At 71.1% G+C, this 21,311-nt stretch carries 20 protein-coding genes; 14 read left to right on the forward strand and 6 right to left on the reverse strand.

Annotated features, from left to right (window positions below):
* Positions 1–438 (forward strand): cupin domain-containing protein, encoded by a 438-nt coding sequence (locus G472_RS0105490; protein WP_035691099.1) that lies wholly within the window; start codon positions 1–3, stop codon positions 436–438.
* A 4-nt stretch (positions 439–442) separates the two neighbouring features.
* On the opposite strand, the gene G472_RS0105495 is transcribed toward G472_RS0105490, so the two are convergent.
* Both G472_RS0105495 and G472_RS0105500 read right to left on the reverse strand, forming a co-directional pair.
* Positions 443–703 (reverse strand): hypothetical protein, encoded by a 261-nt coding sequence (locus G472_RS0105495; protein ID WP_029007566.1) that lies wholly within the window; start codon positions 701–703, stop codon positions 443–445.
* A 124-nt stretch (positions 704–827) separates the two neighbouring features.
* A complete protein-coding gene (locus G472_RS0105500) occupies positions 828–1,412 on the reverse strand; it encodes a class I SAM-dependent methyltransferase (RefSeq protein ID WP_029007567.1) in 585 nt (194 codons plus the stop codon).
* 394 nt (positions 1,413–1,806) lie between these two features.
* Here G472_RS0105500 and G472_RS36785 point away from each other — a divergent pair, with 394 nt between their 5' ends.
* The 3 genes from G472_RS36785 to G472_RS0105515 all read left to right on the forward strand — a co-directional run bounded on the left by G472_RS36785 (position 1,807) and on the right by G472_RS0105515 (position 5,027).
* Positions 1,807–3,432 (forward strand): DUF4347 domain-containing protein, encoded by a 1,626-nt coding sequence (locus G472_RS36785; RefSeq protein ID WP_169732782.1) that lies wholly within the window; start codon positions 1,807–1,809, stop codon positions 3,430–3,432.
* 318 nt (positions 3,433–3,750) lie between these two features.
* Positions 3,751–4,647: a hypothetical protein gene (locus tag G472_RS0105510; RefSeq protein ID WP_156927007.1), complete on the forward strand. Its 897-nt coding sequence runs from the start codon at positions 3,751–3,753 to the stop codon at positions 4,645–4,647.
* A 23-nt stretch (positions 4,648–4,670) separates the two neighbouring features.
* On the forward strand, positions 4,671–5,027 hold the full coding sequence (locus G472_RS0105515; RefSeq protein ID WP_029007569.1) for a hypothetical protein: 357 nt from the start codon (positions 4,671–4,673) through the stop codon (positions 5,025–5,027).
* Positions 5,028–5,036: 9 nt separating this feature from the next.
* Here the strand turns inward: G472_RS0105515 and G472_RS0105520 are convergent, their stop codons facing one another.
* From G472_RS0105520 to G472_RS0105535, 4 genes are all read right to left on the reverse strand, one after another.
* Positions 5,037–5,864 (reverse strand): WecB/TagA/CpsF family glycosyltransferase, encoded by an 828-nt coding sequence (locus G472_RS0105520; protein ID WP_051340461.1) that lies wholly within the window; start codon positions 5,862–5,864, stop codon positions 5,037–5,039.
* Between the two features lie 28 nt (positions 5,865–5,892).
* Complete coding sequence (gene wecC, locus G472_RS0105525; RefSeq protein WP_035691102.1) at positions 5,893–7,143, reverse strand: UDP-N-acetyl-D-mannosamine dehydrogenase; 1,251 nt, start codon at positions 7,141–7,143, stop codon at positions 5,893–5,895.
* The gene (wecB, locus tag G472_RS0105530; protein ID WP_029007572.1) at positions 7,127–8,263 is read right to left on the reverse strand and encodes a non-hydrolyzing UDP-N-acetylglucosamine 2-epimerase; all 1,137 of its coding nucleotides are present in this window, start codon (positions 8,261–8,263) and stop codon (positions 7,127–7,129) included. Before wecB ends, wecC begins: the two co-directional genes overlap by 17 nt.
* A 293-nt stretch (positions 8,264–8,556) precedes the next feature.
* On the reverse strand, positions 8,557–9,843 hold the full coding sequence (locus G472_RS0105535; RefSeq protein ID WP_029007573.1) for a polysaccharide pyruvyl transferase family protein: 1,287 nt from the start codon (positions 9,841–9,843) through the stop codon (positions 8,557–8,559).
* Between the two features lie 388 nt (positions 9,844–10,231).
* Here G472_RS0105535 and G472_RS40000 point away from each other — a divergent pair, with 388 nt between their 5' ends.
* The 10 genes from G472_RS40000 to G472_RS36795 all read left to right on the forward strand — a co-directional run bounded on the left by G472_RS40000 (position 10,232) and on the right by G472_RS36795 (position 21,275).
* Positions 10,232–11,299: a nitroreductase family protein gene (locus G472_RS40000; RefSeq protein WP_029007574.1), complete on the forward strand. Its 1,068-nt coding sequence runs from the start codon at positions 10,232–10,234 to the stop codon at positions 11,297–11,299.
* A 48-nt stretch (positions 11,300–11,347) separates the two neighbouring features.
* Complete coding sequence (locus G472_RS0105545; RefSeq protein ID WP_029007575.1) at positions 11,348–12,889, forward strand: lipopolysaccharide biosynthesis protein; 1,542 nt, start codon at positions 11,348–11,350, stop codon at positions 12,887–12,889.
* 208 nt (positions 12,890–13,097) lie between these two features.
* Complete coding sequence (locus G472_RS0105550) at positions 13,098–15,362, forward strand: GumC family protein (RefSeq protein WP_029007576.1); 2,265 nt, start codon at positions 13,098–13,100, stop codon at positions 15,360–15,362.
* 34 nt (positions 15,363–15,396) lie between these two features.
* Positions 15,397–16,563 carry a glycosyltransferase family 2 protein gene (locus G472_RS0105555; RefSeq protein WP_029007577.1) on the forward strand — a complete coding sequence of 389 codons (1,167 nt, stop codon included), beginning with the start codon at positions 15,397–15,399 and terminating at the stop codon, positions 16,561–16,563.
* Between the two features lie 15 nt (positions 16,564–16,578).
* Positions 16,579–17,982 carry a hypothetical protein gene (locus G472_RS0105560; RefSeq protein WP_029007578.1) on the forward strand — a complete coding sequence of 468 codons (1,404 nt, stop codon included), beginning with the start codon at positions 16,579–16,581 and terminating at the stop codon, positions 17,980–17,982.
* 146 nt (positions 17,983–18,128) lie between these two features.
* Entirely contained in the window at positions 18,129–18,548 is a 420-nt protein-coding gene (locus tag G472_RS31465) for a c-type cytochrome (protein ID WP_051340462.1), read from the forward strand.
* Positions 18,549–18,553: 5 nt separating this feature from the next.
* On the forward strand, positions 18,554–19,003 hold the full coding sequence (locus tag G472_RS0105570) for a hypothetical protein (protein ID WP_029007579.1): 450 nt from the start codon (positions 18,554–18,556) through the stop codon (positions 19,001–19,003).
* Positions 19,000–20,583 carry an FAD-dependent oxidoreductase gene (locus G472_RS31470; RefSeq protein ID WP_051340463.1) on the forward strand — a complete coding sequence of 528 codons (1,584 nt, stop codon included), beginning with the start codon at positions 19,000–19,002 and terminating at the stop codon, positions 20,581–20,583. Before G472_RS0105570 ends, G472_RS31470 begins: the two co-directional genes overlap by 4 nt.
* A 27-nt stretch (positions 20,584–20,610) precedes the next feature.
* Positions 20,611–20,820, forward strand: coding sequence for a hypothetical protein (locus G472_RS0105580; RefSeq protein ID WP_029007580.1), 210 nt, complete (start codon positions 20,611–20,613; stop codon positions 20,818–20,820).
* Entirely contained in the window at positions 20,817–21,275 is a 459-nt protein-coding gene (locus G472_RS36795; protein WP_051340464.1) for a VanZ family protein, read from the forward strand. Before G472_RS0105580 ends, G472_RS36795 begins: the two co-directional genes overlap by 4 nt.
* Positions 21,276–21,311: the final 36 nt, after the last annotated feature.

Genomic DNA, 21,311 nt, shown 5'->3' on the forward strand with positions numbered 1-21,311 from the left:
ATGGATCCGGATCGCATCATCGCCCTGCTGGGCATGCAGCCGCACCCCGAGGGCGGCCATTTCGTCGAGACCTACCGGCACGCCGGCACCGTCGCGGACGGCGGGCGGGGCGTCATGACCGGTATCTATTTCCTGCTGCGGGCAGGCGAGCGGTCCCACTGGCACACGGTCGACGCGGTGGAGATGTGGCACTGGTACGGCGGCGGCCCGCTGGAACTGGCCATCGCCGATCACGACGGCGCGACGGTGCGCACGCTGCGCCTGGGCATGGACCTGGCGGCGGGCGAGCGCCCGCAGGCCGTGGTGCCCGAGGGCGCCTGGCAGGCGGCCCGGCCGCTCGGCGCCTGGACGCTGGTGGGCTGCACCGTCGCCCCGGCCTTCCGGTTCGAGGGCTTCCGCCTGGCCCCGGAGGGCTGGGAGCCCGGCCGGCCGCTTTAGGCCATCAGTGTTTGCGGTCGGGACGGTCGGCGTGATCGCCCAGGTTCATCACGCCCACCGCCATGGCGACCCCGCCGAAGGTGCCGCAGACCGACCCGAAGAACAGGTAGAGGCCGACGGCCATGTGCTCCGACTCCAGCAGCAGGGTGCCCAGGCCGGCGACGTCGAACCACAGCATGCCCGTGCAGAAGCTCAGGCCCGCCAGCAGGCCGGCGGCGAGATGGCGGGCGAGGAAGAGCAGGGCAGGGCGGGCGTAGGGCTGCATCGGTTGTCGCTCGGTCGGCCGTCGCACAGTGTCGCGGACCGCAGCAGTGTGCCCCGTTCCGCCGCCTGCGCCATTGATCGATCGCAGTGGCGGCGGTGCAGCGGCGCGGCGGATCGCGGTCGTATCAGTTCACCGCGGTGCGGCGACGGTAGACCCACACGGAGGCCGGCGGCAGGTTGCGGGCGATCCAGCGGAACCGTCGCCCGACGAGGCCGAGGCGACGCACCAGCGCCGGGTTCAGCGGCGAGAACGGGCCGTAGGTGAGCTGGACGAACACGCCCCCCGGCCCCATCGCCTCGAACGCGCCGCCGGCGATGCGCACCTGCGCCGATAGGGGCATGGCGATCAGCGGCAGGCCCGATACAACGGCGTCGCACCCGGTCCAGCCGTGTGCGGCCGCGGCGCGGCCGATTCGGCGGGCGTCGCCCTCCACCACCGTGACGCCGGGATGACGGGTGCGCAGGTGGTGGGCGAAGACGTCGTCCAGTTCCAGCAGCAGCAGGTCGGAGGGCGCTACGCCGGCGTGGAGGAGGGCGGCGGTGATCGGACCGGTGCCCGGACCCAGTTCGATCACGCGGCGGCCGGCCGCGGCGCCGGCACCCTCGGCCATGGCGCGGCAGAGATCGGCGCCGCTCGGCGTTACCGATGCCACCTTCAGCGGTGACTTGACCCACCGTTCGACGAACAGCTTGCGTTCGGCGAATGCCATCTCCGATTTCGTCATGCGATCCGGTCCCCCGCTGCGTTCCCAGCCCCAACCGGGCTCTCGCCCGTTGCGCGGGATGATGATCCTCCGTACGCCTCACGTCCAGTGTCGAGATCGACCATCCCGCGAAACGAAACGGTCGGATTGCCCCCGATCCCGCAACGGAGCGTCATAGAACCAAAAATCGGGTGAACGATCCGTTGGACGGCTCACCGGAAGCTTCAGGGGTATACCCCCTATTCCGGGTTTTGCGCCGCGCCCCGGCCCGCCACACTCCTGTCTGTCCCGGTCATGGCCGTCGTTCGAGGAGGGTCCGCCTGTCGGCGTGCGGGTCCGCCCGGCGCGGTGACGGAGTTGACGGCCGGGAAGCGGCAACATGAAAGGCAGGGGGCAAGCGGTGCGAGAGATTTTGATTGCGGACGCCGCACTCGAGGATCTGGCCTATCTTCTCGAACGGCAAAGGGACGGCATCCGGACGGTCCTGGTGCCGCGGGACGGGGATGCGTTCGCCGCACTGTCCGGTGCGCTGGCCGCCCGCCCGGGCGCCATCCACCTGCTGGGCCATGGCGCCCCGGGCGCTGTGCGCATCGGCGCGGCCGCCATCGACTCCGCCTCCATCCTGGACCGTCACTGGCCGTTGGCGCCGGGGACCGAACTTCTGATCCACGCCTGCCGCACCGGCGATGGCGCGGCCGGCCGGCTGTTCCTCGATCGGCTGGCGGCGGCGACCGGGGCGACCGTCGCCGCGTCGTCGGGGCCGGTGGGTGATGCGGCGCAGGGCGGGTCCTGGACGCTCGACCGCGCCACCGGGCCGGTCGCGACCGCCGCGCCGTTCACAGGGCATGAGGGCTGGCCCCACCTGCTGGCGATCAGCGGCACGCCGTCCAACGGCGACGACACGCTGATCGGCGACGACGGCGACAACGTTCTCTATGGCCTGCTGGGGGCGGACTATCTGTACGGCGGTGCGGGCAACGACACGCTCTATGGTGGCGAAGGGTCCGACACCCTGGACGGCGGTCCGGGCGCCGACTACATGGACGGCGGCTTCGACAACGCCTTCGACCGGGTGACCTACGCCTCGGCGGGGCTGGAAGGGATCGTGCTCGATCTGGAGAACCCGGCCAACAGCCGGGGGCATGCCGCCGGCGACGTGATCGTCCGCGTCGACCTGATCGAGGGCAGCGAGGGCAACGACCTCTTCATCGGCAAGACGACCCTGGCCGAAGGGGAAACCGGCAACGACTTCTTCTGGGGCCACGGCGGCGACGACACGCTGTACGGCGGGCCCGGCGCAGACACCCTGGAAGGGGGCGAGGGCGCCGACTGGATCGACGGCGGCAGCGAGGACGACCACCTCTACGGCCACTGGGGCAACGACACCCTGCTGGGCAACCACGGTGACGACAAGCTCTTCGGCGGTTCCGGCGACGACCTGCTGATCGGGCACCAGGGTAACGACACCATCGTCGGCGGGCTGGGCAACGACACGGTCTATGCCGGGTCCGAGCATGATCAGGTGTTCGGCAACCGCGGTGCCGACCTGCTGTACGGCAACCAGGGCAACGACACGCTGTTCGGCGGGCAGGACGACGACACCCTGTTCGGCGGGCAGGACCGCGATCTGCTGTACGGCCAGATCGGCAACGACCTGGTCTACGGCCAGTTGGGCGACGACACGCTGTTCGGCGGACAGGGCGACGACACCATGTTCGGCGGCCAGGGCGATGACGTCCTGTACGGCAACATCGGCAACGACGTGCTGGCGGGCAACCGCGGCAACGACACCCTCTTCGGCGGCGAGGGCGCCGACACCTTCGTGTTCGGCATCGGCGGCGGGCATGACGTCATCGGCGATTTCAGCGCGGCCGAGGGCGACCGCATGCGGGTGGTGGACGGCCTCACCTGGACAGTGGCCGACGGCGGTGCCGGGGCGGTGGTCACCTTCAGCTCCGGTGACACGGTGACGCTCACCGGCATCGCCGCCCGCGACGTCGCCGACACCTGGTTCCTCACGGGCTGACGCGTTCGCCGGGATCACCCACGGTCGTTATGTGTACTTGCGCATAACGATGGTTCGGGTAGAATGGCGTTGACTTCATTCGGTCAGCCCGGACAGCCGACGCTATCGGGTCTCCGATGTGAGTTCGGAAACGAACTGTGCCCCCCGGCGCCCGCCGGGGGGCTTTTTCGTAGGCGCGGCGGGCATGCAGGTCTACGGCTGCGGCGAAACGCATGCAGATGCATGCGTTATACGAACTATTCAGAAAAGATTTGCTCTTATCGGTTGCTTTTCCTCCAATGATCAGGCCTGTGAGGGACAGGTCACCGGGGGAATGCAATGAATGCGAGGCGATGGGCCGCCGGGGCGGCCCTGGGGATGAGCCTGGTCGTGGCGGGGTGCGCTACCGACCGGCCGGTGGCGGAGGTGAGGATGTTCGCGCAGGCGGTGGAGGCGCTGGAGACCGCCAGCGAGCCGCTGCTGGACGACCTGTCGGCCGCTGACAAGGTGCAGGGGCAGCGGGCCTACCGGGCCGACGCGAAGGCGCGCAACCTGCTGCTGACCGGCTACGGGGCCAGCCGGGTGGAGGGGTTTGACGCGAATTCCGCCTATTACTTCTCCACCCTCAGCGACACGCAGGCGGTGCTGGCCCTGCGCGGCGGCCTCTCGGCGGTGCGTTCCTACGCCGGGGTGCTCAGGCTGCTGGCCGAGGACGGCAACGTCGACGAGGCGCGGGGGGAACTGGCGACGATCGGCACCGGCCTGCTCGGTCTGGCCGGGGTCGGCACCCCCGCGCTGACCGGCGTGAGCGCCGCCTTCGCCGAACTGAAGGGGGTCATCGACGCGGCGCTGGGCGCGGCCAACGCCGAGGAGTTGCAGCGGCTGGTGCTGGACGGCGCCCCGCAGGTCAAGGCGGTGATCGCCGCCCTGCGCGACGGCTCCGCCGCCATGTTCCGCACCCTGTCCTACGATGCGTCGAACGCCTTCGACATCGCCACCGACCGCGCCGCGGCCGCCACCGCCGCGGCGCGCATCGACGGCCTGCGCGTGGCGCTGTCCGATTATGTCGTGCTGCTCGACCGGGTGTCGGAGGCCCTGGACGCGCTGGTGGCCGGCTACCGCACGCCGGCCGCCCCCGCCACCCTGTCCAACCTGGCGCAGCGATCGGCAACCCTGGGCGCCGATGCCCGCGCCTGGCGGCGCGCCTACGCCGCCCTGCGCCGCGACGGCCGCTGACACCATTGCCGGAGACCAAGGACATGAGCAACGACACGCCCGCCGCCAACCCGGCATCGACGCCGGCCGTCCCGGCGCTGACCGGCCCGGACGTCAACGCCGCCGCCGCCGCCGTCAGCCGGGCCATGCAGGGGCTGGCGCAGACGATCGCCGCCACCACGGACCCCGACCGCCGGGCGTCGCTGGAGCAGGCCCTGTCCGATCTGCAGGACAGCAAGGCGCAGATCAACACCGCCGATCTCGCCCGGGCGACGGCGGCCGTCGCCGCCGCCTCCGTCGGGCTTCAGGCGGTGGTCGACGGCGCACGCACCGATCCCGGTGCCATCCTCATCAGCAAGGCGCTGGACGAACTGAAGCGGCTGACGGGCCGGACGGCCTGACCGTCCGCGTCAGGCCCGCCCCGCGTCCACCCCCGGCCGGGCGGCGGGACGCCGGGGCCGGGCCAGTTCGCGGGCCAGCAGCCCGGCGTACAGGCAGTTGGTGATGAGATAGCGCTTCCACATCCGCCGCGGCTCCTGAAGCACGCGGTAGAGCCATTCCAGCCCGGCCCGCTGCATCCAGTCCGGGGCGCGGCGGGTGATGCCGGCCATCACGTCGACCGACCCGCCGACCCCCATCAGGAACTTCACCCCCAGCCGATCGCGGTACTGCTGGGTGAAGCGCTCCTTGGTGGGGCTGGAGATGGCAACGAACAGGCAATCGGCTCCCGACGCCCGGATCTCCTCGACGATCGCCGGCTCGTCCTCGCGCTTGAAGTAGCCGTTGCGGAAGCCGGCGAACGTGAGGTCCGGGTAGCGCGCCCGGATGTTGGCAACGGCGCGCTCCAGCACCTCCTGCTTCGCCCCCAGGATGTAGGGGCGGTAGCCGCGCTTCGCACACAGCGCCAGCACCCGGTCCATCAGGTCGATGCCGGCGACGCGGGCGGGGACGGTGCGGCCGGCCAGCCGCGCCCCCCACACCACGCCCATGCCGTCGATGTTGATGAGGTCGCTGTCGACGACGTCGGCGTGCAGCCCCGCGTCGGAGCGCATCTGCACCAGCTTGGAGACGTTGACGACGACGTGCTTCAGGCAGACGCCCTCGGCGATCGCCGCGTCGATGATGCGCACCGTCTCGTCCATGTCGAGGGGGTCCATGGGCACGCCGAGGAACTCGACGCGCCGGTCATACACCCCGTGGCGCTCCAGGAGCGTCCGGCACCCGCTGTCGTTCGCCATGCTCAACCTCGCTTCCTTCGTGCGTCCGTCACCACACGCCGACCGTGTCGATGACGAACTTGTCCTTCAGCAGGTCGCGGTCGACGTAGGTGAAGCTCATGTGGTCGACCAGCAGCACCACCAGGTTGGCCTGCTCCAGCGCCGCATCGAAGTCGGTCAGCTCCAGCCCCAGCTCGGCCAGGTGCGGGGGCAGTTTGGAGATGTGCGGCTCCACCACCAGCAGCTTGCCGACCTTCTCCCTGGCCAGGCATTCGACGATGTGCACCGCCGGGCTTTCGCGCAGGTCGTCCACGTCCTTCTTGTAGGACAGGCCGAGGCAGGCGATGACCGGCTCCTTCAGCAGGCGGGCGCGCTCGGCCACCTTGGCGCAGACGAAGTCGGGCTTGCCGTCGTTGACCTTGCGGGCGGCCTGGATCAGCGGCGTGCGATCGGGGGCGCTGTCGACGATGAACCAGGGATCGACGGCGATGCAGTGGCCGCCGACGCCGGGGCCGGGGCGCAGGATGTCGACGCGCGGGTGCAGGTTGGCCAGCTTGATCAGCTCCCACACGTTGATCTTCAGGCTGTCGCAGATGATCGACAGCTCGTTGGCGAAGGCGATGTTGACGTCGCGGTAGGCGTTCTCGGTCAGCTTCGCCAGCTCGGCCGTGCGGGCGTTGGTCGGCCGGCACTCGCCCTCGCAGATGATCTTGTAGAGCTGGAGCGCCTGCTGGGCGCACTTGCGGGTGATGCCGCCGATGACGCGGGCGTTGTTCACCACCTCGTCCAGGATCTTGCCGGGCAGCACGCGCTCCGGGCAGTGGGCGACGCGGATGTCCGACATCTCCCCCTTCTGGGTCGGGAAGGAGAGGTCGGGGCGCTCCTCCGACATCCACGTGCACATGCGCTCGGTGGTGCCGACGGGGGAGGTGGATTCCAGGATCACCAGGTCGCCGGCCTTCAGCACCCGGGCGACCGCGCGCGCCGCCTGCTCCACGTAGGTCAGGTCGGGCCAGTGCTTGCCCTCCACCTCCTGGAACGGGGTGGGGACGGCGATGATGAAGGCATCGGCCGCCTCCACCGCGGTGGACGCCTTCAGCTTGCCGGCCTCGACGACGCGGCGCAGCAGGGCGCCCAGGTTCGGCTCGACGATGTGGGGCTCGCCGGCGTTGATGCTGTCCACCACGGACGGGTTGACGTCGGTGCCGGTGACCTCGACACCGCGGTCGGCGAACACCGCAGCCGTGGGCAGGCCGATGTAGCCGAGACCGATGACGGAGACCTTATTGACGGACTTCATGGAGCAACCTCGCAACGATGCGGTCGCAGGCGCGACCATCGCCATAGGGATTGTGGGCGCGGCTCATGCGGCGGTACGCCTCGGCATCGTCGAGCAGGCGCGTGGCGCGGGACACCACGGCCTCGGCGTCGGGGCCGACCAGCTCGACCGTGCCGGCGGTCACCGCCTCCGGCCGCTCGGTGGTGTCGCGGGTGACCAGCACCGGCTTGCCCAGCGACGGGGCCTCCTCCTGCACGCCGCCGCTGTCGGTGACGATCAGGTGGGAGCGCATCATCAGGTAGACGAAGGGCAGGTATTCCTGCGGCGGGATCAGGTGCACGTTGTCGCGGCCCTTCAGAACGGCCTGCGCCGCCTTCTGGACGTTGGGGTTCAGGTGCACCGGGAAGACGACCGAGACGTCCGGCCGCTCCGCCAGCCAGGACAGGGCGGTGAACACCTGCTCCAGCCCGCCGTCGAAGTTCTCGCGGCGGTGGCCGGTGGTCAGCACGATGCGCCGCCCCTGCGCCTCCGCCTCGTTGAGGAAGGGGAAGCGGGCGTCCAGGTCGGCGCGCAGGGCCGCGTCGCCCTTGATCAGGTCGACGGCGTAGAGCAGGGCGTCGATCACCGTGTTGCCCGTGACTTCCACCCGCCCGGGGTCGATGCCCTCGCGCAGCAGGTTGTCGCGCGACACGGTGGTGGGGGCGAAATGAAGATCGGCGATGTTGCTGGCCAGCTTGCGGTTCAGCTCCTCCGGCCAGGGCGACATCAGGTTGCCGGTGCGCAGCCCCGCCTCCACGTGCCCCACGGGCACGCGGGCATAGAAGGCGCCCAGTGCCGCGGCCATGGTCGTGGTGGTGTCGCCCTGGACCAGCACCCGGTCGGGCGCGCAGTCCCGGATCACATCGCCGATGCCGTTCAGGACCGCGGAAGTGATGTAGCCGAGCCCCTGGCCGTCGCGCATGACGTCCAGGTCGTAGTGCGGCTTGATGTCGAACAGGGCCAGCACCTGATCGAGCATCTGGCGGTGCTGTGCCGTCACGCAGACCAGCGGTTCGACCCCCGGTTCGCGTTCGATCCGCTTCAGAAGGGGGGCCATCTTGATGGCCTCCGGCCGGGTGCCGAAGACGATCAACACTTTCATCCAAGCTCTCCACCGGTTGTGGCGACCGTTGCCGCGGTTGAGTCCGTCGCCGGTTCGATCGCAGGCGCCGTCGGCGTCACCGTACTTGGGAGGTGCCAATGACACTGCAATGCATCTTCGGAGATGTCGAAGGTGACGTCCGCTATCGAAAGAAAAACGATGAACTTAAAAGTACTGCTGCGGTGGTTTGAGCGGGGTAATGCTTGCGGAGATCGGCCGGAAGCGGGCACAACCGGCCCCCTCCCGGCCGTCCGCCGACGACCGGGAGCGGAACCGGGCAGGACCGGGCCGCCTTACTCCGCCGCCACAGCCACCGACGGGCGGCGGCGTTCCACCGCCGCGCACACCCGCGCCACCGCCTGCTCCAGCGCCTCGGGCCAGTGCGGCTTGCGCGCCGCAAGCGTGCGGCGGATCTCGCCCTCCTCGTCCACCAGGCGGGCGAACGCCGCGTGCAGGCTGGTGCGGCCGAGGTCGGCGCCGTCGAGCACGTAGCGCTCGTCGCCGAACAGGTCGCGGTTGATGCCCTTGGCCTTCACCGAATAGGCGATGGAGATGGTGGGCACGCCCGTGGACAGGGCGCCGATGGTGGCGTGGGTCCGCCCGCCCATCATGAAGCGGCAGCGCGACAGTACGTGCTTGAGCTGCGGCGCGTTCAGGGTGCGCGGCGCCAGCGCGATGCGCCCGCCCCGGGTCCCGGTGTGCTCCAGCAGCTTGGCCAGGAAGGCATGGTCGCACTTGGCGGGGTTGCTGCCGTCGGGGCTGACCACATGGGGCAGCAGCAGCACCCCGTAGCCCCTGGCCACCAGGTCGTGGACGAAGGCGCCGACGTCCTCCTCCATGGAGACGCCGGGGTTGCGCTCTGCATGGTAGCGCCGGATGATCGGGCTGAGGTTCAGCGCCACGGTGCCGCTCTCGCCTTCCTTGGGCCAGAAGTCGGTTACCGCCACCGGTTCGGGCGTCATCAGGAAGGCGGGGTCGACGCTGAGCGACAGCCGCTCCTGCACACCCAGCCGGTGCAGGTAGTCGCGGGTGACCGTCTCGCGCACCACCACCGCGTCGAAGCGGTTGAGGTGGCGCCGCATGGCCTCGGCGGCGCCGGGATAGCCGTCGAACGGCCCGACGGAGGCGCCCCACAGCACGGCGGGAATACCGCGGTCCATGGCGGCACCGTCCAGTCCCGACTGGGCGTAGAGCGACACCGGCCCGTAGTCGAGGGTGTAGTTGTCGCCGCCGGTGGAGATCACCAGGTCCGCCGCGGCCAGCGCGTCGCGGCCGGCCGGCGGGATCGGCATCGCCGGCCAGGGCAGCCGGTTCCATCCCGGCGCCACGCGGGCGGCGCGGTGCCACCAGCGGAACAGCGACGGCGGGTCGACCACCGGCACGAAGCGCACGCCCGACGCCGCGGCGTCGGGCCAGAAGCGGGCGTCCTGCGCCGGATCGACCGACGGGACAAGGAATTCGACCGGGCCGAGGGCCGTCCGGAACAGCGCCACGGCGGAGCGCACCAGCGCCTCGCACCCGTGGTTGGCGAAGGAGCGGTGGCCGGTCAGATAGATGCGGAACGGCGTGGGAGCAGTCACCCGTCTTCCTCTTCGCTGGTGGTGGGTCGCCGGTGAACGTGGCGGGCAGCGTAGCCAACGGGAACCCCTCTACGAAGCGCCCGGAAGAAGCATCACCCCATGGGTCGCTCCACCGCCGGAACGGCGAACCTCCCGCCCATTGGTGGGGGGATACCGACCGATCGTTCGTGGCGATGCGGCCGAGGGGCAGCCGAACGGGGCGCCCCGCTACCGCCCATGATCGCCCGCGCTACCACCGAAGCCGTCCGCCGCCGGCGGGCCGCAATCCCTATCCTCTTCCACGAGCCGGGACCGGCGGACGCGGGCGGAGGCGCCGCGGGGCCGCGGGCCCGCCGCCGCTTTGCGCATCCCGGTCCGGCTGCCGTTTTCCGTCCCGTTCGAGGAGCCCATGTCGCAGAACGTCGTCACCGTGACCGCGCTGTCGCCGCCGATGTCCCGGAAGCGGGCGGCGCTCTCCCGCGTGCTGCCCGCCGGGGTGCTGCGGCGCCTGATCGAGACCCACCGCCGCACCCGCACCATCCTGGCGCTGGCCGGCAACGGCCTGTACGACCTGCGCCGCTACCTGCGCTGGTCCTCGGCCGGGCGGGAGGAGCTGTCGCAGGCCCAGCTTGCGGCGCTGGTCACCCTCAATTACCACCGGCTGGAGAAGGGCCTGGCGCTGAAGACGCCGCGGCCCGGCTTCGGGCAGGACGCGGTGCGGCTGCTGATGTCGCTGCTCGACCGCTACGTCGCGCGCTACGGCGTCGACGACACCGCGCGGGCGGGCATCGACACGCTGGACGCCTACCGCGCCTTCGGCCGGACCCACGGCCTGAACCATCCCGAGGTGGACGCCGCCATCGCCCGGCTGGGCGGCAGCCGGGCGGACGGGGTACCGCCGTGCGGCGGCACCATTCCGGTCGACCGGGCGACGGTGGCCGCCGCGGCCCCCGCCGATCCCGAGGCCTTCTTCGCGACCCGCCACAGCGTGCGCCAGTTCGCCGACGCGGAGGTGGACATGGACACCATCGCCCGCGCGGTCCGCATGGCGCAGCGCACGCCGTCCGTGTGCAACCGCCAGTCCTGGAAGGTGCACGTCTTCTCGGACGCCGAGCAGAAGCGCCGGGTGCTGTCCTTCCAGAACGGCAACCGCGGCTTCGGCGACCAGGCGTCGAAGGTTCTGGTGGTGACCTCCGACCTGCAGCACTTCACCAGCGTCGGCGAGCGGTTCCAGTGCTGGATCGACGGCGGGCTGTTCGCCATGTCGCTGGTCTATGCGCTGCACGCCCTGGGACTCGGCACCTGCATGCTGAACTGGAGCGTTGTGAAGGAGACCGACCGCGCCATGCGCGCGACCGCCGGCATCCCTGACAACGAGGTGGTGATCATGATGATCGCCGTCGGCCACCTGCCCGAAACCCTGTCGGTCGCGCATTCCCTGCGCAAGCCGCTGGAGGAGGTTCTGATCGCCCACTGAACCGGGGGGCGGGGGCGGTTTTCGGATCCACGGCAAGACGAGGCAACGGTGCGCGCTGAGTTCTATTCGCTGAAGGCGGTGCGCCGGGGATTCGTATCCCTGGTGTGCGGGCGGTTCGTGTCCGCCGGATTGACCATGGCGGCGATGATCCTGATCGCCCGCGGTCTGGGGGTGGCGGAGTTCGGCGTGTACGCCCTGCTGCTGTCGGCCCTCAGCCTGGCCATCACCTACACCAGCCTGGGGCTCGACTGGGTGAGCGCCAAGTACCTGCCGGAGTTCCGCATCCACGCCGGGGCCCGCGACCTCGGCCGGCTGATCCTGGCGCTGCTGGGCGGGCGGGCGCTGTCGTTCGCCGTCCTGGTGCTGGCGGGCTATGCGCTGCTGGGGCTGGAAGCCGACCTGCTGGGCATCCCCGAATGGATCGACATCCTGGAGCTGTACCTGCTGGTCCTCTTCATGGAGGGGCTGGTGCGCTCCCTGCGCGGCGAGATCTTCGAGCCGCTGCTGCTCCAGGGCCATTCGCAGGTCAACGCCGCGGTGCGCGGCGCCCTGTTCTGCGGGCTGGTCCTCTACACCATGCAGGACGGCCTCACCCTGCACGAGGTGGTGATGGTCGAGATCGTCGCCTCGGCGGTGGCGCTGGGGCTGGCGCTGGTCCAGCTCGCCGCCTACGCGGTGCGCCATCTCGGCACCCATGCCGCGGCCGAGGGGTGGACGCCGCCGCCCCTGCGCGAGGTGTTCGCCATCGCCGGCCACAACTACGCCGCCCAGCTCGTCTCCAGCCTGGCCAGCGCCAACACGCTGATGCTGATCGGCACCTCGATGCTGAACCCGGCGGCGGTGGCGGGCTTCGGCTTCTGCCGCACCTTCGCCGAGCAGATCCGCCGTTACCTGCCGATCGCCCTGCTGTTCACCGTGGCGCGGCCGTCGATCGTGGCGGCCTACAGCATGGACAACCGGTTCGACCGCCTGCTGGAGCGGGTGCAGTTCCTCTACAAGGCCAACCTCATCGTGCTGCTGCCGGTGGTGATCCTCACCATCGCCTACGGCGACGCCATCCTGGAGCTGATCTCCGGCGGCAAGTACGGCGACTCCTGGGGCGTGGCCGTGGGCTTCGCCCTGTTCCTGGTGGCCCAGAGCCACCGGGTGGTGCTGTCGCTGGTCACCAACATCCTCGGCTGCCCGGAACTGACCACCGTCGGCTCCGTCGCCAGCACGGTGGCGCTGCCGCTGGCCTTCATTCTGCTGGCCTTCGGCTTCGGTGCCAACGGGCTGGTGGTGGCACTGCTGGTGGGCGAAGTGCTCTCCCACGCGGTCATCATCGCCGCCCTCTACCGCCGCGGTTACCCGTACCGGTTCGACGTCGGCGGCTTCGCCCGCCTGTTCGCGGCGGCCGGGCTGACGCTGGTGGCGACGCTGGTGATTCTCCCCGGCTTCGGCGAGACGACGCTGGAGGAGATCGCCGCCGCGGCGGTGCCGGTGCTGCTGTTCGGGGTGCTGGCCCTGCTCCTGTGGCCGTTCAGCGTGGTCGAGCGCGAGGCGATCGTCCGCATGATCGGCCGCCGGCCGCGCGCGTCGGGAGGGGTGTGACCATGGCGCCGCCGGCCGCCGGCGCACCCGGAGGGGGTGTCCGCTGCGCTGCGGGATACCCCCTCCGGAGTGCGCCCACCCCGGGAGAGCGGGTAGCCGTCAGCGCACTCGGCACCGACCCGCCGCGTCCCCATTGTGCCGCTACGGGCACGCTACCGCATTGCCGCGGCGCCGAGCTTCATTCGACCCATCGGATGGGAATCTGAATATGAACCACGTGACACGTCGCACCGCGACCTACACCGACAGCCAGGAGCCCTGGCTGTGGAGCGGGTCCCGCACCATCACGTTCCGCGAACTGCTGCTGATCCTGCGCCGCCGGCTGTGGCTGGCGATCATTCCCGTCCTGTTCGTCCTGGTGCCGGCCATCCTGATGATCGCCGGCATGAAGCCCCACTACACCGCCCAGGGCACGATCGTCGTCAAGCCCGTCGAGACGGCGATGAACGTGATGACGGACGTCCAGACGCTGCAGACGGAGATGCAGATCCTGACGTCCGACCGTCTGGCCCGCCGGGCGATCGGCAATCTGGGCCTGGCCGAGCTGCCGGAGTTCAACCCGGCCATGGCGACCGAGACCTCCGGCATCCTTCCTTTCGATCTGCCGAGCCTGCCGGACTGGCGCGCGCTCGCCTCGCCCGTGGCGGAGATGCTGGGCTTCGCCCCGCTCACCGCGGCGGAGGCGCCGGCGGCGGGGGCCGCCGACGTCATGGAGGCGGAGGTGCTGCCCAACTTCCAGCAGCGCCTGATGGTGGCGCCGTTGCGGGAGTCGCGGGTGCTGACGGTGCAGTTCCGCTCCGAAAGCCCGACGGTGGCGGCCAACGTGGTCAACGAGCTGTCGGCGCTCTACCTGACCCAGCAGCTTGAATCGAAGATGGAGGCGAAGGACCTCGCCACCGCCTGGCTGCGCGACCGGGTGACCGAACTGCGCGACCGCGTCGCCGGCCTGGAGCACCAGATCGAGGAGTACCGCGCCGGTTCCGGCATCATTGAGGCCCGCACCGCGTCCCTGGTGGCCGAACAGATTTCCACCGTCAGCACCGAGCTGATCTCCGCCCGCGCCGAGGCCGAGACCGCGGCTGCGCGCCTGCGCGAGTTCGAGCGGGCCATGAACGAGCGCGGCCCCCGCGCCGTGCTGGAGATGTTGGGCGGTGCCAGCGCCGGCCTGCTGGAGCGGGATAACGGCGCCCGCCAGCGTCTGGCCGAGGCGCGCGGCAACTACGGCGACCAGCACCCGACGGTGGTCAACCGCCGCGCCGAGGTGAACGAACTGGCCGGCCGCATCCGCAGCGACGCCGCCAATGCGGTGTCGGCGGCGCGCAGCGAGGCCGAGGTGGCGGCCCGCCGGGCGGCGACGCTGGCCGGCTCCCTGAACGAGTTGCAGGGTGAGCTGGCGCGCATGAAGAACGCCGAGGTGGAGATGCGCGGCATGCAGCGCCAGGCGGAAGCCGACACCGCGCTGCTGGCCCAGTACCTGGAGCAGCTCAACGCCCAGGAGCGCATGGCGGTCGAGCAGCCGGACGCCTGGGTGCTGTCGAAGGCGGCGGTGCCGTCCATGCCGTCGGGCCCCAACCGCAAGCTGCTGGGTGTCGGCACCCTGGTTCTGGTCGGCGCCCTGTGGCTGGTCATGGTGGTGATCGCCGAACTGCTGGAAAACGGCGTCATGAGCACCGACGAGGTGAAGTCCTCGCTCAACGCCGTGCCGCTGGGGCTGGTGCCGCGCGTGCCGGGCAAGCTGGCGGGGCCGGCGGCCCGTGCCCGCTACGTGGTGGACAAACCGGTATCGGCCTTTGCCGAGTCCCTGCGCAGCATCTACACCGCCCTGCAGATCGAACAGCAGCGCACCGGCGACGGCAAGTCGGTCATGATCACGTCCTCGGTGCCCAAGGAAGGCAAGTCGACCCTGGTCGTCTCGCTGGCCCGCCAGGTGGCCGCCCAGGGGCAGCGGGTGCTGGTGATCGACGCGGACCTGCGGCGGCCGAACGTGGAGACGCTGGTCGGCCACCGCTATCTGATCGATCCGAAGAGCCATCCGCTGCCCGAGGACAACCCGCTGGCGCCGGTGGTGCAGGAGGACAGCGCGTCGGGCGCCCACATCGTGTCCGCCTCCCGCCTGTCGGCCATGCTGAAGGAGATGAACCAGGCGCCGTACATCCTGCGGCCGAACGTCCTCACCTCCATGCTGGCGACGGTGCAGCAGCACTACGACCTGATCCTCATCGACACGCCGCCGGTCGTTCCCGTGGCCGACGCGCGGGCGCTGGCGATGGTGGTCGACCATTGCGTGTTCGTCGTGCGCTGGCGCAAGACGGCGCCGCGGATCGTGCGCTTCGCTCTGGACCAGCTCCACGACGCGGGCGCCCGGGTCACCGGCGTCGTCCTGTCGCAGGTCGAGGCGAAGCGGCACGCCCTGTACGGCTACGGCGACTCCGCCGTCTCGCACCGCACGTCCTACCGCTACTACACGAGCTGACGGCCCGACCAGGGACAATCCGACAGGGAAGACCATGAACGCAGTGAAAGACCGCGTGAACGGCATCCGCGAGGTCGCCCCCGGGGCCACCCCCGGGGCCGCCGCAGCCGCCTCCGCAACCGGCGGCAGCGGAGATTGGGATGCGGGCCGCTGGACCGCCGGACCGGAGGTCGAATGGGCGGCGGTGTCGGCCAGCGTTCCCGCCGGGGCGCGCCTGACCATCGGCGTGATCGCCCGCAATGGCCTGCCGTTCCTGCGGGCCTGCCTCGCCTCCCTGCCGCCGGAGGGGACGTTCGCCGGGGAACTGGCGATCGTGCTGGTCGACAGCGACTCCAGCGACGGCACCACCGAGACCATGACCGCCTTCGCCGCGGCGCGGCGCGACGCCCGCGTCTACCGCATCGAGGGATCGGTCAACGCCGCCGCCGCGCGCAACGTCGTGCTGGAGCACGCCCCCGCCGGCTTTCTGATGCTGCTGGACGGCGACATGGTGCTCAACCCGGCCTTCGTCGCCGCCGCCGTCGGCCGCATCCGCAACGGCGAGGCCGATGCGGTGGTGGGTGCCCTGCGCGAGCAGCATTTCGACGCCGACAACCGGCCGGACGGCGAGGAGGTGTGGCGCCATCCGCCCGGCGGGCCGGCATTGGTGCGCCTGGCCGGCGGCGCCATCCTGCTGGGGCCGCCGGCCCGCGAGATGGCGCTGCGCTATGACGAGGGGCAGCGGATCTGCGAGGACTGGGACTTCGCCCTGCGCCTCAGCCGCCGCCGCCGCCTGCTGCGGGTGCCCGACTGCATGGCGCTGCACCTGACCCATCACTACTTCTCGCCGCAGCGCCGACTTGACTTCTACCGGGACATGCGGCCGCGCGCCCTGGGGCGCATGGTGCGCAAGCACCTGGGCAGCCCGGCGGGCCTGCTGGCCGTGGTGAACCGGGAGCGCGGGGTGTTCATGGGCGGCGCCCTGCAATGGCTGGCCCTGCTGGCGCTGGCGGCCGGGCAGCCGCTGCTGGCCGTCGGCGCACTCGCCCTGTTCGGCGCCGACGCCGCACGCAACCTGCTGCGCGGCAAGGGCCAGCAATGGGCCGGCACCCGGCTGTTCGCGCCCTGGCTGGTGCTGGCCGGCCTGCTGGTGCCGCCGCGTCCGTCCGTCCGCTACGACATCCGCCAGATCGGCGGCCGGCCCGCTCCGGCGCCGGTCTGACGGGGAGGGCATCCGATGCCGCTGCCGCCGCTGCCTCCTGCCGACGGGACTCCCGCCGTGCCTCTGGCCACCGCCGTCGGCGGGCCGGCCGCCGCCGGGCCGCCGCGCCGCTTCGACCGGGAGCGGGTGACCCTCTGGCGGGTTGCCTTGGTCGCCGGCATGGCCTTCCTCTACGCCGAGCTGATCGCGGTGATCATCGGGATGGACGACATCCTGTTCCGCCAGCTCGTGGCGCTGTCGGTGGGCGGGGCGGGCTTTGCCAGCATCGGCTGGCTGGCCTGGCGGGGGGAGCTGTTCCGCCATCCCTTCGCTCTGTGGCCGCTGGTGCTGGTTGCGGTGATGCTGATGGTGTCGCTGTTCTCCAACACCATCTTCTTTCCCAAGCCGCTCAAGGACTGGCTGCCGGCTCACTATGTGTATCTGCCGGTGATGCAGCTCTACATCCTGATGGCGCTGCGCTTCACCGACCGGGAGGTCATCTGGGGATTGGCGTTCGCCGGGCTGGTGGCCGCGGTGCTCATGGTCGTCTACCGCTTCGGTCTGTGGGATGTCCTGTCCCACTACGCCCGGCGGTCGATCTTCGGCCTGGACGTGTCGCGCATCGTCATCATGAAGCACGAGTTCTTCTTCGCGTCGCTGGCGATGTTCGCGGTCCTGCTGGCGCCGTCGGTGCCCTTCGCGGGCAAGGTGGCCGCCGCCGTCGCCCTGGCCGTCTGCATGGCCCTGCAGATCGAGGTGGTGCAGAGCCGCCAGGGCATGCTGGCGACCGGCGTGGGGATGCTGGTGATGCTGGCTGTGGACCGCCGCAGCTTCCACACCAAACCCTTCCTGGTGCGCGCCACCATGCTGGTCATCGGCGCCATGGTCGTGCCGCTGCTGATGTGGGATTACGTGGAGATGCTGTTCCGCGACGACCTGCTCGATTCCCGCGAGCTGAACGTCGCCGTGCGCTTCCACACCTTCGACCACTATTCCCACTACTTCCACGTCACGCACGGGCTGGGCTTCGGGATGATGTCGGCGACGGGGACGCGCAACAACGTGCTGGCGGAAAGCCTGTCCATGCACGTCAACATCACCGACCTCGGCCTCTACGGCTCGTTCATGCAGTTCGGCATCGTCGGCGGCTCGCTGGCGGTGCTGCTGACCGGCTTCGTGATCTACTACAGCCTGCGCACCGCACGCCGGCTGCCACAGGACGAGGCGTGGATGCCGGCGCTGCTGGGCGCCTATTTCCTGGGATGGATGTGCGTGCCGGTGCAGCTCAACGCCTTCACCATGAGCACGTCGATCCATTTCGGCGCCTTCGTCTTCTACCTCGCCTGGTACTACCGCTGCCGCGGCCGCTACGAGGCCATGGCCGGCGCCTCCCGGCCCGGCGCCCCGGGGGCGGCCGGCGCGCTGCCGGCCGCCGCCTGACCGTTCGGCCGGCCGGGTCGCGCCCGGCCGGCGTACCCCGGCCGCACCGGCGGGGCACCCTCTCCGCTTCGTTGATGCCCGGCCCGCGGGTTCCCAGAACCTGACGGTGCGGGGAAACCCATGCCGACACGAAGGACCGACCGACCATGCCGAACACCTCATCCGCGCGGCGCCGCACCGGTCCCCTGCGCCGGGCGGTGCTGCTGGGCGCGCTGCTGCTGGGCGCCGCCGCCTGCTCCCGCGAGCCGGAGGTGGCGCTCGACCCGGCAAAGATCGAAAGGGGACGCAACCTCTTCCATTCCTGCGCGGCGTGCCACGACATCCGCAAGCGCACCAACGGCGTCGGGCCGCACCTGGTGCGCATCGTCGGGCGCGAGGCCGGGCGCGCCCGTGGCTATCCCTACTCCGAGGCCCTGGCCGAGGCCGATCTGCGGTGGGATGCCGAGGCCCTGCGCCGTTTCCTGCACGACCCGGAGGCGTTCCTGCCGGGCACCAACATGGCCATCGAAGGTTACCGGCCCGAAGATGCCGAAGCCCTCGTCCAGTATCTCATCAGCCGGGAGTGAGGCGCATGACCGATGACCCGACCCTGTCGCGCCGGCGCCTGCTGACGTCCCTGGTGGGCGCGGCGGCCGGTGTCGTGCTGTGCGGCGTGCGGCCGCGGGTGGCCTTCGCCGTGGGCGCGCGGCTACCCTCCACCGCCGCCGCCCTGGGCGGTGGGCGTGCCTTCGCCTCGTTCGGGGCGTGGCTGCGCACCCGCATGGGTGCCGCCGCCGCCGACGCGCTGATGGACGCCCAGGAAGGCCGTCTGGCGCGGCTGACGGCGCAGCGCCTCGGCAACCCGGCGGAGGCGGTGCGCCTTCTCATCGCCGAGGACTTCTTCGCCGCCCGCACCGTCAACGTGGACGGGCTGCGCCTGTCGGAGCTGGAGAGCGCCCTGTGCCTGGCCGCCGCCCTGCGCTGGCCCGACGCCGTCCACCGCCCCGACTCCCGGACCGTGACCGAGGTGCCCATCGCATGAGCCCGTTCCGCGACGCCCTGACCGACGGCCTGCCCGAGACCCTGGACGCCGACGTCTGCATCGTCGGCGCCGGTGCCTCCGGAATGACGCTGGCCATGCAGCTCGCCGATGCCGACGTGCGGGTCCTTCTGCTGGAAAGCGGCGGCATGGATATCGACGGCCAGACCCAGGGTCTGTACCGCGGCTCCAACCTGGGGCTGCCGTACTTCGACCTGACGTCCTGCCGGCTGCGCTACTTCGGCGGCACCACCAACCATTGGGGCGGGTACTGCCGGGCCAACGACCCCATCGACCACGAGGGGCGGCCCGACCTGGGTGTTCCCGCCTGGCCGGTCAGCCTCGACGCGCTGGGTCCCCACATCGCGCGCGCCGCCGCCATGCTGGGCCTGAAGCCGGAGGGCTGGGACCCCGCCCACCAGCTCCGCGCCCGCGGCCTGCCCGATGACGCGCTGATCGAGCGCCATTCCCGCCGCCTGGAAACCAAGGTGTTCCAGATCAGCCAGCAGGTGCGCTTCCGCTCGCTGTTCCGCGACGCCCTGGCCGGCCAGGCCAATCTGGAGGTGGTGCTCAACGCCAACGTCACCAACGTCGGCCTCGGCCCCGACGGGCGCCGGGTAGAGCGCCTGACCGTGAAGACCCTGGGCGGGGCGACCGCCGAGGTGCGGGCCCGCGTCATCGTGCTGGCCTGCCACGCCATCGAGAACGCGCGCCTGCTGCTCGATTCCGACGACGTCATGCCGCAGGGCGTGGGCAACGCCCACGGGCACGTGGGCCGCTACTTCATGGAGCACGCCCACGTCATCTCCGGCGTCTTCATCCCGGCGAAGGGGCGGTTCCCGGCGATCTACGACGCCGGCTACATGGGCTCCATCAATGTCAACGCCAACATCAGCCTGACCGCCGAGGCGATGCGCGAGCGCGGCATCCTGCAATACTACTGCCGATTCCGCACGCCGGAGGACAACGAGGCGGTGCGCGCCGCCATGGGCCGCATCAAGGACGCCTTCTGGGAGCCGTTCGATCCCGACTTCCTGGAGGATCTGGCCGAGGTCATGGCCAACCTGCCGAGCGCGGTCGACGCCGTGGTCGGCAAGCTGCGGCCGCCGCGGGGCGACGCCCCCTATTACGTGCTGGACCACCGCATCGAGCAGGCCCCGAACCCGGACTCCCGCATCGTGCTGTCGGAGCGCCGCGATGCCCTGGGCAACCGGCCGGCCCACCTGGACTGGCGCCTCAACGACCTGGACTACCGCACCTTCCGCGAGGGGGCGGAGGTGGTCGCGGCGGAGATGAGCGCCCTGGGGCTCGGCCGCTTCCAGTTGGAGCCCTTCACGCCCGAGATCGTCGAGCGCGGGGTGCGCGGCCACTTCCACCACATCGGCACGACGCGCATGAGCGAACGGCCCGAAGACGGCGTGGTGGACGCGGATCTCAGGGTGCACGGGATCGACAACCTGTACGTGACGGGAAGCTCCGTCTTTCCGACCGCCGGCTATTCCGGGCCGACGATGATGCTGATCGCCCTGACCATGCGTCTGGCCGACCACCTGAAGGGCCCGGCCGGGCTGGCGAAGACCTGAAGCGGCCGTTGAGCGAGGAGAGAGGACATGCAACGTGCGCTGATCGCGGCCGCGAGCCTGATGGTGCCGCCGGTGGGGGCGCTGGCCGTCCGCTCGCTGCCGCTGCGGGTGCTGCTGCTGGCGGCGTCGCTGGCCGCCGCGGCGGTCTTCTTCGGCCTGTGGGTGGGGCCGGGTGCCCTGCTGTGGGCGGCGACGGGGGTGCTGTCGGCCCTGGCGGTGCTGTTGGGGCGCCGGTGACGGCGTTCACCCCGGCGTTGCGCCGCACCGCCCGCCGCCTGCTGGTGCCGCTGCTGGTGGTCGTGGTGGCCGGTGCCATCGTGCCCCAGCTCGCACCGCCGGGCACGCGGGGCATCGACAAGCTGTTCCACGCCGGCGCCTTCGCCGCCCTGGCGTTCGGGGTGGCGCTTGCCGCCGGCAGCCGCCGCCAGCTTTTCGCGGGGTGGCTGCTGCTGGCCCTGATGTCCTTCGGGATCGAGGGGGCGCAGGCCCTGGTGCCGGGACGGTCGCCGTCGCTCACCGACGGCCTGGCCAGTCTGCTGGGCGTGGCCGCCGGGGCCGGTGCCGCGGCGGTGGCCGCCCTCCACCAACGGCGTATCCTCCGGCTGCTGCGCGGGGTCGCCCGTCGGGTGCCGGGACGGGCCAATCGGGGTCGCCGGCTTGCCCCTGTCTCGCGCGGCGGCGGTAGCGGTTAGCATCACCGCATCCGCCGCCGTCCTTAGGGGGAGACC

The organism is Azospirillum halopraeferens DSM 3675 (assembly GCF_000429625.1).
In the GTDB taxonomy this organism is placed as follows: domain Bacteria; phylum Pseudomonadota; class Alphaproteobacteria; order Azospirillales; family Azospirillaceae; genus Azospirillum; species Azospirillum halopraeferens.

Excerpts from the sequence above, each read along its gene's own strand:
- G472_RS0105495 (WP_029007566.1), bottom strand. The coding sequence starts at position 703 with ATGCAGCCCTACGCCCGCCCTGCCCTGCTCTTCCTCGCCCGCCATCTC.
- wecC (WP_035691102.1), bottom strand. The coding sequence starts at position 7,143 with ATGAAGTCCGTCAATAAGGTCTCCGTCATCGGTCTCGGCTACATCGGC.
- G472_RS0105500 (WP_029007567.1), bottom strand. The coding sequence starts at position 1,412 with ATGGCATTCGCCGAACGCAAGCTGTTCGTCGAACGGTGGGTCAAGTCA.
- G472_RS31465 (WP_051340462.1), top strand. The coding sequence starts at position 18,129 with ATGCCGAACACCTCATCCGCGCGGCGCCGCACCGGTCCCCTGCGCCGG.
- G472_RS0105570 (WP_029007579.1), top strand. The coding sequence starts at position 18,554 with ATGACCGATGACCCGACCCTGTCGCGCCGGCGCCTGCTGACGTCCCTG.
- G472_RS0105560 (WP_029007578.1), top strand. The coding sequence starts at position 16,579 with ATGCCGCTGCCGCCGCTGCCTCCTGCCGACGGGACTCCCGCCGTGCCT.
- G472_RS0105510 (WP_156927007.1), top strand. The coding sequence starts at position 3,751 with ATGAATGCGAGGCGATGGGCCGCCGGGGCGGCCCTGGGGATGAGCCTG.
- G472_RS0105550 (WP_029007576.1), top strand. The coding sequence starts at position 13,098 with ATGAACCACGTGACACGTCGCACCGCGACCTACACCGACAGCCAGGAG.
- G472_RS0105515 (WP_029007569.1), top strand. The coding sequence starts at position 4,671 with ATGAGCAACGACACGCCCGCCGCCAACCCGGCATCGACGCCGGCCGTC.
- G472_RS0105490 (WP_035691099.1), top strand. The coding sequence starts at position 1 with ATGGATCCGGATCGCATCATCGCCCTGCTGGGCATGCAGCCGCACCCC.
- G472_RS31470 (WP_051340463.1), top strand. The coding sequence starts at position 19,000 with ATGAGCCCGTTCCGCGACGCCCTGACCGACGGCCTGCCCGAGACCCTG.
- G472_RS0105520 (WP_051340461.1), bottom strand. The coding sequence starts at position 5,864 with ATGGCGAACGACAGCGGGTGCCGGACGCTCCTGGAGCGCCACGGGGTG.
- wecB (WP_029007572.1), bottom strand. The coding sequence starts at position 8,263 with ATGAAAGTGTTGATCGTCTTCGGCACCCGGCCGGAGGCCATCAAGATG.
- G472_RS40000 (WP_029007574.1), top strand. The coding sequence starts at position 10,232 with ATGTCGCAGAACGTCGTCACCGTGACCGCGCTGTCGCCGCCGATGTCC.
- G472_RS0105555 (WP_029007577.1), top strand. The coding sequence starts at position 15,397 with ATGAACGCAGTGAAAGACCGCGTGAACGGCATCCGCGAGGTCGCCCCC.
- G472_RS0105580 (WP_029007580.1), top strand. The coding sequence starts at position 20,611 with ATGCAACGTGCGCTGATCGCGGCCGCGAGCCTGATGGTGCCGCCGGTG.